General features: G+C 49.3%; 10 protein-coding genes. 4 read left to right on the forward strand and 6 right to left on the reverse strand.

Translation table 11 applies throughout. The annotated features are described in order from the left end of the window. Positions 1-2: 2 nt before the first annotated feature. From alr to LI114_RS08940, 4 genes are all read left to right on the forward strand, one after another. Positions 3-1,181, forward strand: a complete 1,179-nt coding sequence (gene alr / locus LI114_RS08925; RefSeq protein WP_227220386.1) for an alanine racemase — start codon at positions 3-5, stop codon at positions 1,179-1,181. Positions 1,182-1,190: 9 nt separating this feature from the next. Next, positions 1,191-1,856 (forward strand): HAD family hydrolase, encoded by a 666-nt coding sequence (locus LI114_RS08930; protein WP_227220387.1) that lies wholly within the window; start codon positions 1,191-1,193, stop codon positions 1,854-1,856. Positions 1,857-2,194: 338 nt separating this feature from the next. Beyond that, positions 2,195-3,127: a LysR family transcriptional regulator gene (locus tag LI114_RS08935; RefSeq protein ID WP_227220388.1), complete on the forward strand. Its 933-nt coding sequence runs from the start codon at positions 2,195-2,197 to the stop codon at positions 3,125-3,127. 6 nt (positions 3,128-3,133) lie between these two features. Further along, positions 3,134-3,829 (forward strand): DUF6062 family protein, encoded by a 696-nt coding sequence (locus tag LI114_RS08940; protein WP_022126652.1) that lies wholly within the window; start codon positions 3,134-3,136, stop codon positions 3,827-3,829. Positions 3,830-3,917: 88 nt separating this feature from the next. Here LI114_RS08940 and LI114_RS08945 read toward each other — a convergent pair whose 3' ends face one another. The 6 genes from LI114_RS08945 to rpmH form a co-directional block, all read right to left on the reverse strand. Then, the gene (locus LI114_RS08945) at positions 3,918-4,667 is read right to left on the reverse strand and encodes an N-acetylmuramoyl-L-alanine amidase (RefSeq protein WP_227220389.1); all 750 of its coding nucleotides are present in this window, start codon (positions 4,665-4,667) and stop codon (positions 3,918-3,920) included. 165 nt (positions 4,668-4,832) lie between these two features. Continuing rightward, complete coding sequence (gene jag / locus LI114_RS08950) at positions 4,833-5,633, reverse strand: RNA-binding cell elongation regulator Jag/EloR (RefSeq protein WP_227220390.1); 801 nt, start codon at positions 5,631-5,633, stop codon at positions 4,833-4,835. A gap of 33 nt (positions 5,634-5,666) precedes the next feature. Continuing rightward, positions 5,667-7,058, reverse strand: coding sequence for a YidC/Oxa1 family membrane protein insertase (gene yidC, locus LI114_RS08955; protein ID WP_227220391.1), 1,392 nt, complete (start codon positions 7,056-7,058; stop codon positions 5,667-5,669). Then, positions 7,055-7,378: a membrane protein insertion efficiency factor YidD gene (yidD, locus tag LI114_RS08960; RefSeq protein ID WP_022127167.1), complete on the reverse strand. Its 324-nt coding sequence runs from the start codon at positions 7,376-7,378 to the stop codon at positions 7,055-7,057. Before yidD ends, yidC begins: the two co-directional genes overlap by 4 nt. Positions 7,379-7,395: 17 nt before the next feature. Beyond that, complete coding sequence (gene rnpA, locus LI114_RS08965) at positions 7,396-7,833, reverse strand: ribonuclease P protein component (RefSeq protein ID WP_227220392.1); 438 nt, start codon at positions 7,831-7,833, stop codon at positions 7,396-7,398. A gap of 109 nt (positions 7,834-7,942) precedes the next feature. Next, a complete protein-coding gene (gene rpmH, locus LI114_RS08970) occupies positions 7,943-8,077 on the reverse strand; it encodes a 50S ribosomal protein L34 (RefSeq protein WP_022127165.1) in 135 nt (44 codons plus the stop codon). Positions 8,078-9,564 lie beyond the last annotated feature (1,487 nt).

Consider the following 9,564-nt stretch of genomic DNA (forward strand, 5'->3'; position numbering starts at 1 on the left):
GAATGAAACTTTTTAAACGCACTTGGGCTGAGATAAGCCTTGATAATTTAGCCGAAAACTACCACAATTATTACGATAAAGTGGCTAAAAACACAAATACTGACATAATGTGCGTTGTCAAAGCGAGCTGCTACGGCCATTCCGACACGGCGGCTGCGCCTTTTTTGCAAAACGAACTGGGCGCGAAGTGGTTCGCCGTTTCAAATCTTGACGAAGCTATACGCCTGCGCGACATGGGGATAACTGGCGAAATACTCATTCTCGGCTACACCGCCCCCGAAGAAGCGGCAGAGCTGGAGAAATATGATATAATCCAAGCTGTGCTGGACATTCCCTATGCCCGTGCGCTTTCGGCAAACGCCGCGAAAGCGGGGCTGAAAAAGGGCGTGCGCTGCCATATCGCTATCGACACGGGCATGACGCGCATAGGCATTCGCGGCACGGCGGAGCAGATAGCGCAGGGCATCTGCGAGATAGCGGCGATGGATAAGCTGCTGGCGGAGGGCGCTTTCACACACTATGCTGTGGCTGACACCCTAACCGAGGACTGCATATCGTATACCGACAAGCAGACCGAGCTGATTTACGCGGCGGCTGACATCGCGGCGCAGAGGGGCACGGCGCTCAAGACCATACATTCGCTCAACTCGGCGGGCGGGCTTTTTCACTACACCCCACGCTCGGCGCTGGCACGGCTGGGCATTACCCTATACGGTCTGACACCCGACCGCGGGCTTGATCTGCCGATAGACATTAAGCCCGTACTTTCCTTAAGATCCACCATTTCTCAGATAAAAGAGATAGACGCGGGCGTTGACATCAGCTACGGCAGAACTTTCACCTCGAAAAAGCCAATGAAGATCGCGACCGTGGCTTGCGGATACGCCGACGGCTACCCGCGCGCGCTTTCAAACGTCGGCGAGATACTGGTGCACGGCGTGCGCTGCCCCATTGTCGGCAGGGTATGTATGGACCAATTTATGGCAGACATCAGCGGCGTTGAGGCGCAGGCGGGCGACACCGTGACCCTCATCGGCGAAGAGGGCAGCGAGCGCATAACTGCGGACGACATAGCCGCGCTGACGGGAACTATCGGCTACGAGATAGTCTGCGGTATTTCCGAGAGAGTGCCCCGTGCGGCTTACTACAAGGGCGAGCAAGTAGGCATTTTTAAGCTTTAAAGGTGAAATATGGCAAGTTACGATTTTAAAGACAAGCTGCCACGCGGCGCGATATTTGATCTGGACGGCACGCTGATACGCTCTTCGCACGTTTGGAGCGACATTGACGTGAAATTTTTGGCAAAGCGCGGGTTTGAAGTGCCTGAGGACTATTTCAAGAAGATCTCCTGCATGAATTTTCGCGAGGGCGCGGAGTACACGATAGCGCGTTTCGGACTGAACGAGCGCGCGGAGGACATAGTGGCGGAGTGGTTCGAGATGGCAAGATATGAGTACGAGCACAATATCTGCATGAAGCCGCACGCCGCCGAGTTTCTGAGGGCGCTGCGCGAAAATGGCGTGAAGCTGGCGCTGGCGACGGCATCGGACAAGGCGCTTTACACCGCAGTGCTGAAAAACAACGGCGTTTACGAGCTTTTCGACGCATTCGCCTCCACCGACGAGGTCTGCCGCAGCAAGGAATCGCCCGACGTTTACATATACGCCGCGGGCAAGCTGGGCTGCCGAGTAAGCGACTGCGCGGTATTCGAGGACGTGTATCAGGGGGCGGAGAGCGCGAAGCGCGCGGGATTTTTCGTATGCGCCTGCTTAGACGAATACTACGCCTGCGACCACGAAAAGCTTATAGCCTGCGCGGACATAAGCTTCGCCGACTATGACGAACTGACGAACTGATGCAAAAATTATCCTGCCTTTGAAACGGGGCAGGTTTTTTTAGGCAATACCGCACAACTATTGTGTGCAGATCGCGTCGTCAGATTTTTCGTCAGATTGCCTAAAGCCGACGACGCTTAACTCGCGTTAAGCTAGGAGGTTTTGGGTGATATGACGGAAAATTGTTTTGGCTTCGCAAAAACGCAAGCAAGATGTGCACAAAGCCGCTAGGCGGTAGTTGTGCGGTGTTGCCTTTATTGTTTTTAGTGTTGACAAAAGCGGGAAAGTCATGTATAATTTAATAGAAATATATTAAAGCTAGCATATGTGAAAAGATATATAGGAGGGTCAACGGAAGCATGAATCTTACGCATTTACGATATATGGTAGAGGTGGAAAGGCACGGTTCGATAACTAAAGCCGCGGCGGCGCTATACATGGGTCAGCCGAACCTCTCAAAGGCGATAAAGGAAATGGAGCTTGAGATAGGCATACCGATATTCAAGCGCTCGGCAAAGGGCGTGGTGCCTACCGAAAAGGGGCAGGAATTTTTGCAGTACGCCAAAGCTATAATCGTGCAGATGGACAAAATGGAGTCGCTTTACAAGGAAAACAGCGAATCGCGCACTGATTTTCAGCTAATGCTGCCGCGCGCGAGCTACGTCACCTACGCATTTACAAAATTTCTCAGCCGTCTGCCGAAAACGGAAGCTATGGACGTAAAATTCAAGGAAACAAACTCGCTCGACGCTATAAACGCGGTGGTGGAGTGCGAATGCAACCTCGCTATAATACGCTGCGAGCTGGGGCAGGAGGACTTTTTCACCTCGCTGCTGAGCGAGAAAAATCTGAAAATGCAGGACATTTGGACATTCGATAACGTGATACTCATGAGCGAAAACAGCACGCTCGCGGGTATGCGCTCGATAAGCGAGAGCCAGCTTGAGGACTGCATAGAGATACTGCACGGGGACAACGCCGTGCCGAACGTATCGGCGGCGCTGCAAAAGAAAAACAGCCGCATGAAGTGCCACAAGCGGCACATATACGTCTTTGAGCGGGGCAGCCAGTTCGACATACTAAGCTCGGTACCGAACACGTTCATGTACGTTTCGCCGCTGCCGAAAGAGATACTGCGGCGGTACAGGCTGGTGCAGATACCCTGCGCCGACGTAAAGCACACAAGCAAAGATATGCTGATATACCAGAGCAGCTACCGACTCAGCCGCACCGACCAGAGCTTTTTGGAAGAGCTGAACGGCGTTATCGCCGCAATAAAGAACGAGAGGTGACACGCCATGCGCGAAAGCATACTTACTATACCTATCACTGACGTATTCGAGCCGAAATGCGGCTGCCCGATATGCCGCATACGCGACACGCTGGAGCAGCACACCATTGAATATATAATGGGCGCGGCTATGATGGAGCCGGACGTGCGCATCGAAACAAACAAGGCGGGCTTCTGCAAAGAGCATTTTGAGCAGATGCGCGCCTGCAAGAACCGCCTTTCGCTCGCGCTGATGCTGCAAACACATTTGCAGGAGCTGCAAAAGCACGTTTTCGACGAGAAAAAGCTCTTTGAAACGCGCGAGGGCAAGAACAAAAAGACAGTCGAGAAAGTATCGAAGATAACCTGCGACTGCTTTGTTTGCAACAAGATAGAGTGGGGAATGTCCCGCCTGATGAACACCGTGTTCGAGCTTTACGGCAAAGAGCGGGAGTTTCGCGCGCAGTTCGCCGAGCAGGAGTACATCTGCCTGCCGCACTACAAAATGCTGATGAAGCGCAGCGAAACAGACGTCGATAAGGCGCACAGGAACGAATTTCGCACCGCCTGCAACGAGCTTGTGAAGAAGTACCTCGACGAGCTGGAGAAGGACGTTTCGCACTACTGCAAGATGTACGACTACCGCAACACGGGCAAGGACGCAGACTGGGGCAATTCCAAAGACTCGATCGAGCGCGCCATCAAATTTCTCACTACAAGATAAAGGCAATACCGCACAAAGCCGCTAGGCGGTAGTTGTGCGGTGTTGCCTGAAATCTCAGCGGACAGCTTTTCGGGCTATCCGCTGTTTTTTATGTGTTTAATCGACCGGTGTTATAGCAGAAATCGTTCATGCCGCACATCAGCGCGAAAGCCATTTGCCGCTGGTACGGCTCTTGCTCGAGCATGGCGGCTTCCTCGGGGTTTGAGATAAAGCCGCACTCCGCCATGACGGCGGGGTTTTTGCAGTTGCAGAGGAGGTACAGTTCGTCGTCCATGGGCTTGGTTTCGCGCTGATTATCTGGCTGGAGCAGCGAGCAGATACGCGCCCGCAGGCACTCAGCAAGCTGCGCGCCCTCGGCGTTTTCGCGGTGGAAAAACATCTGCGCGCCGTGGTAGACGGGGTCGGTGTAGCGATTTTGGTGGACGGAGATACAGACTGCGTCCTTAGTATTAAAGAGCGCGAGGCGGTTTTTCATATCGGAAAGCTTTTGCGCGCGCAGACCCGCGCCCTCGGCGGACTTATCGTAAATAGAAACATCGGCGGTGCGGGTGAGGACGGTGCGGTAGCCGAAGGCGCGGAGCATATCCGAGAGGGTGGCGGCTATATTGAGATTTATGCCTTTTTCAGGCACGCCGTTTACGGAAACGCCGCCGCCGTCAGAGCCGCCGTGGCCCGCGTCGATAACTACGAGGGGCTTGACCGCGCCGACCGAAGCGGCAGCGGGCACGCCGAGGGAATCCCCATGCGCGCACCCGCCGAAAGCCGCCGCCGCGCCTGCCGCCATCACAACAGCGACCAGTCTGCGGGCGATATTTGCAAATTTAAACATATTTTTCATAGCAACTACTCCTTTTTGTACAGCATATTCAGCGCGGCGGGAAAGTAGTACAAGGAGTACGAGAAGTATGAGCAAATGCAAAACACCGTCCTGCTTTTTAGCGCAAAAAACGGTTGACTGCCAAAAACAGTCAACCGTTGCTGTAAATTTGCTAAATTTTGTTTATCAGAACTCTATCTTTCCGTAAAGTCCCGAACCGAGGTCGAGGTCGTCCTCCGGCTTCGGCTTTTTGTAATCTTTCTCAAAGCTGGTGGTGATGTCGTAGTGCGGCTTTGATCTCGGGCGCTTGCCGCCTCTTCTGCCGCCGTTGCCCTTGCCGCCCTTGTATCCGCCGCGGTAAGGCTTCTTTTCGGTAGAGCTGATTATTACCTTTCTGTAAGGCTCTTCGCCTACCGATCTTGAGGTAACGCCCTCTATCTCAGATACCGCCGCGTGGATTATGCGTCTTTCATACGGGTTCATAGGCTCTAAAGCGCTCGTTCTGCCCGTCTTTTTTACGCCAGCGGCTATCTTTGCGGCAAGCTTTTCAAGCTGCTCGCGTCTGCGGTCGCGGAAACCGTTGCAATCGGTGGTTATGCGGAAATACTCTCTGTCGATCTTGTTGCATACCAGCGAGGAAAGGTACTGCAGCGCGTCAAGCAGCTCGCCCTTTTTGCCGATAAGCTCTTCAAATCCTTCGCCGCCGATCTCGAAATTTACTCCGTTCTCGATCTCGGTAGGCACTACGCTTATGTTCTCGATGCCCATTTTGGTCAGCAGCTCGGTGATGTACGCCTGCGCCGCCTGCGTTTTTGTGGGCGGCTCGTAGCCGGCTTCTACCTTAGCCTCACCCTTGATCTTGCCAAACAAGCCCTTTTTCGGCTCTTCAATCACGGTGAACGCGATCTTCTCTTCTTCCACGCCAAAGCTTTCTGCGGCTTTTGCTCTTGCTTCTTCTACGCTTGCCGCTGTAAAAATCTCTTTCATCTTCAGCTCATTCCTTTCTGTGAGGAAATGCGTTTAATCCTCGGTATATTCATCGCCGTATTTTTCGGCGTATCTTTTTCTTGCCTCGTTCAGCTTCTGACGGTTCTGGTCTTTCTGCTTCGATTTTGAGAGCTTTTCCGGCTCTGCTTCATTATCGTCGGCATAAACTCTCTTTTTCTTTGCGTCAGAGGGCTTCGGCATCTCCGAACCCTGCTCGTTTCTTATCTCTATAGCGCGCTCCATGAAAGAAGGGCCTTTCTGCTTGCGCTTCGCCTTTGCCTTTTCGGTTTCCTTAGCGGCGATCTTCTCCAGCTTAGCAGGTGAGTATACCAGATTAAGGAATATCACCTGGAATACTGCGAAGAGCGAGGAGTATATCCAGTAAATGCCCAGCGCGCAGGGGAACTTAAAGCCTATCCACAGCGAGAACACGGGCATGAGTATCAGCATCATCAGCATAGAGCCATTGAGCTTCATAGCGGGGTTGTTCTTCTTTGCAAATATCTGCGAGATCACAGTGGTCGCGAGCTGGAGTATGAACGAAATGAAAGGTATAACTACGGTGACGTCAGCCTTGGTAGGTATCTTGCCCAGCTCCATGCCTAAGAATGTGTAGTCATAATCGCTGATGGCATTGCGGACGTTTTCGTCCAGCACGTTGAAGTATTTTCCGTCAGCCTTTGTTTCAAAGTTAAAGAGCAGAACTTCGGGACCGTAAGAGGAGTTCACAACGTTAGCGGTGAAATACTCTTTATTGGTAAGGAACTTATCCAGTCCGTCGAAGTCGATAAATTTTTCCATAAGCTCCTGCTGGTCGCCGTCGGAAAGTTTGTCCAGCAGAGCGGCGGAGTTCTTATAAGTCTTTTTGTCAGAGAGCGCCTTGACCATATTTTTCTCTAGCGCAGTCTTTTTATCATCGCTGAGGTCTGCCAAAGCGGTATCCTTATCTTCCTCATCGAGCTGCTTCTGAATAAAAGCCTCCATGCTCTTTATGTCGGAAGTATCTACCTCATTGCTGATAACGTAAAGGTTCTTTACCATAGTATTATCGTGCGATACCTTATCTTTATTAGCGTCGGAAACGTAAGTCAGCGGGCCGTAAACAACAGGTATCAGTGCCCAAAGTATAACGAGCGAGATGACCATAGGCAGGCAGCTCGCCATAGGATTTATCTGGTATTCGGAGTAAAGCTTCATCGTTTCCTCGTTGAGCTTCTCCTGATTTTTTCCGTATTTAGTTTTCAGCTTTTCGAGCTCAGGCTGCATCATATTCATACGCGCGGTGCTCTTCTGCTGTTTTATCTGCAAAGGCAGAGTAATTATTCTGGTGATGATGGTAAAGAGCAGCAGCGCCATACCGTAATTCTTTACCAAATGGTAGCAGGCTTTCATTATCCAGCCCAGAGGTGTAGCTATCAATCTCATATGCTTTTTCCTTTTTCAGTCTTTTCTTCTTTTCGCTTCTTCAAATTTTTCGGCACAAAGTAGCCGAGATATATCTTATCGGGTACTTTATCCACGCCGCCGTAGCTCCACGGGTTGCATCTGAGCAGCCGCCAAACTGTAAGCAGTGTGCCCATAAAAACGCCGTGTTTTTTGTAAGCCTCGAGCGCGTAAGCCGAGCAGCTCGGGTAATATTTACACCTGGCGGGCAGCGCGGGGCTTAAAAACTTTCTGTAAAAGCGTATCGGCAGAGAAACTATAAAGCTCGCCGCCGCGGATATTTTACCGAGTATTTTCCTCATTATATTATATTATATATTTACTGTTTATCGGCAGACTTTTCGGGCTTGGCAGTGTTGGAAGATCTACCGCCATTGTCAGCCTTTTTTCTGCGTTTATTACCGCTGCGCCTCTTGAAGGCCTCAGGTTCGGCGAGTACGGGCAGCAGCCTTTTCTCTATAAAAGCGGATATATCCTGTTCCTTTTTACCGTTTATATCCTCGCGCGCGACGAAAACAATATCGCACCCTATCGGGAAACTGCTTTCGTGCAGCCGATAAGCGGCGCGGATTATGCGCTTAGCGCGGTTTCTGGCAACAGCGTTGCCTACCTTTTTAGATACGCTTATGCCAACGCGGCTCTGCGCCGTGCCGTTTTGGGTGAAATAAGCAGTCACCATGGAGCAGGAGCAGTAATTGCCTGTTTTAAAGCATCTGTTGAAAGCCTTATTATCCTTTAAGGCGACTGTAAAGAGCATAGCTTAAAAAAACTCCTTTTCCTGCGGCGGTTTAAAGCGCAAATATCCATATAAAGAGAAAGACCTATACCGAGGCGAGATCCTCGATATAAGGTCAAAAAAGCGTAAATTAGTAGCTAAGTCTTGCTCTTCCCTTTGATCTTCTTCTTGCGAGAACCTTTCTTCCGTTCTTAGAAGACATTCTCTTCATGAAGCCGTGAACCTTTTTTCTCTTAAGCTTTTTAGGCTGATAAGTTCTTTTCATCACAATTCCCTCCCTTTGCATGATCTGCTTTAGATAATCAACATCAAAACAAGGATGTCATTTCCAGCTTTTCCTGAATTACGGGGCTATTTTGAACCATACACAATAAAAAGAGTCCGAAAATAAAGACAATAAGCCCCTACAATTTACTATTATACATTATACCGAGCGCAGTTGTCAACCACATTCACAATTTTTTTACATTTAATTTTCACGGCGAGCAATAACCTATCGAATATCCGCGTCCGCCCGCTTGACAAACGGTTCATGGCGTGATATAATATAGATAACAAAGAGGCGCACTGCTGTAAGCGGTTCTCCTCCAAAATCAGGTATTTTTTAAAAAGTGACCGTCCTTTGGCAAGTTGGGCGGTCACTTCTTTTTGTTATTGCAGATGTTGAAAACTAATTCAACTATGTTTGTTATCAAAAGTAATAACGAGATCACATCTGAAACGCTCATATTGCTCACCTCCATCTCTGGAGGATAGAATTGAACCGCCTACCGTTTTTGCAGTACGCCTTATGACTATTGTAACATATTTGTCGGGTTTTGTCAAATTTATGTTTGCACCGCTTGACAAACGGTTCATGGCGTGATATAATATAGATAACAAAGAGGCGCACTGCTGTAAGCGGTTCTCCTCCATAGTATTTCAGTATTTGATAACCGACCTATGTAGCAGTGGGGCGGTTATCTTCTTTTTTTATCGCAAATGTCAAGAACAAGCTTGATTATGTTGATAATCAGGTTAAGTAAATAGAATACTTCCATCATACTCATATTGCTCACCTCCATCTCTGGAGGAAGATTTGAACCGCCTACCGTTTTTGTGCAGTACGCCTTAATTAGTATTGTAACATATTTGTCGGGTTTTGTCAAATTTATGTTTGCACCGCTTGACAAACGGTGTTCGGCGTGGTATAATTAAGATAACAAAGAGGCGCACTGCGATAAGCGGTTCTCCTCCAAAAGGTTATTAGCTATGAAATAGCTGCCTTATGTGGTGTTGGGCGGCTATTTCTTTTTGTTTTTGCTTATATATAACGCAAGTCTGATTATGTTGATAATCAAGTTAAGTAATGTTATTACCGTTGCTACGTTCATACAGCTCACCTCCATCTCTGGAGGAAGATTTGAACCGCCTACCGTTTTTGCAGTACGCCTTATGACTATTGTAACATATTTGTCGGGTTTTGTCAAATTTATGTTTGCACGGCTTGACAAACGGTTCATGGCGTGATATAATATAGATAACAAAGAGGCGTACTGCTGTAAGCGGTTCTCCTCCAAATAGGTTCTAACTAAAAAGTAATCGCCCTTTGGGAAGCTGGGCGGTTACTTTCTTTTTTTATCGCAAATATCAAGAACAAGCTTGATTATGTTGATAATCAGGTTAAGTAAATAGAATACTTCCATCATACTCATATTGCTCACCTCCATCTCTGGAGGAAGATTTGAACCGCCTACCGTTTTTGCAGTACGC

The organism is Ruminococcus sp. 210702-SL.1.03 (genome assembly GCF_020559915.1).
In the GTDB taxonomy this organism is placed as follows: Bacteria; Bacillota; Clostridia; order Oscillospirales; family Ruminococcaceae; genus YE71.

Coding starts and splice junctions, on each gene's coding strand:
- alr (WP_227220386.1), top strand. CDS start 3: ATGAAACTTTTTAAACGCACTTGGGCTGAGATAAGCCTTGATAATTTA.
- LI114_RS08935 (WP_227220388.1), top strand. CDS start 2,195: ATGAATCTTACGCATTTACGATATATGGTAGAGGTGGAAAGGCACGGT.
- yidC (WP_227220391.1), bottom strand. CDS start 7,058: ATGAGATTGATAGCTACACCTCTGGGCTGGATAATGAAAGCCTGCTAC.
- LI114_RS08945 (WP_227220389.1), bottom strand. CDS start 4,667: ATGAAAAATATGTTTAAATTTGCAAATATCGCCCGCAGACTGGTCGCT.
- LI114_RS08940 (WP_022126652.1), top strand. CDS start 3,134: ATGCGCGAAAGCATACTTACTATACCTATCACTGACGTATTCGAGCCG.
- yidD (WP_022127167.1), bottom strand. CDS start 7,378: ATGAGGAAAATACTCGGTAAAATATCCGCGGCGGCGAGCTTTATAGTT.
- LI114_RS08930 (WP_227220387.1), top strand. CDS start 1,191: ATGGCAAGTTACGATTTTAAAGACAAGCTGCCACGCGGCGCGATATTT.
- jag (WP_227220390.1), bottom strand. CDS start 5,633: ATGAAAGAGATTTTTACAGCGGCAAGCGTAGAAGAAGCAAGAGCAAAA.
- rnpA (WP_227220392.1), bottom strand. CDS start 7,833: ATGCTCTTTACAGTCGCCTTAAAGGATAATAAGGCTTTCAACAGATGC.
- rpmH (WP_022127165.1), bottom strand. CDS start 8,077: ATGAAAAGAACTTATCAGCCTAAAAAGCTTAAGAGAAAAAAGGTTCAC.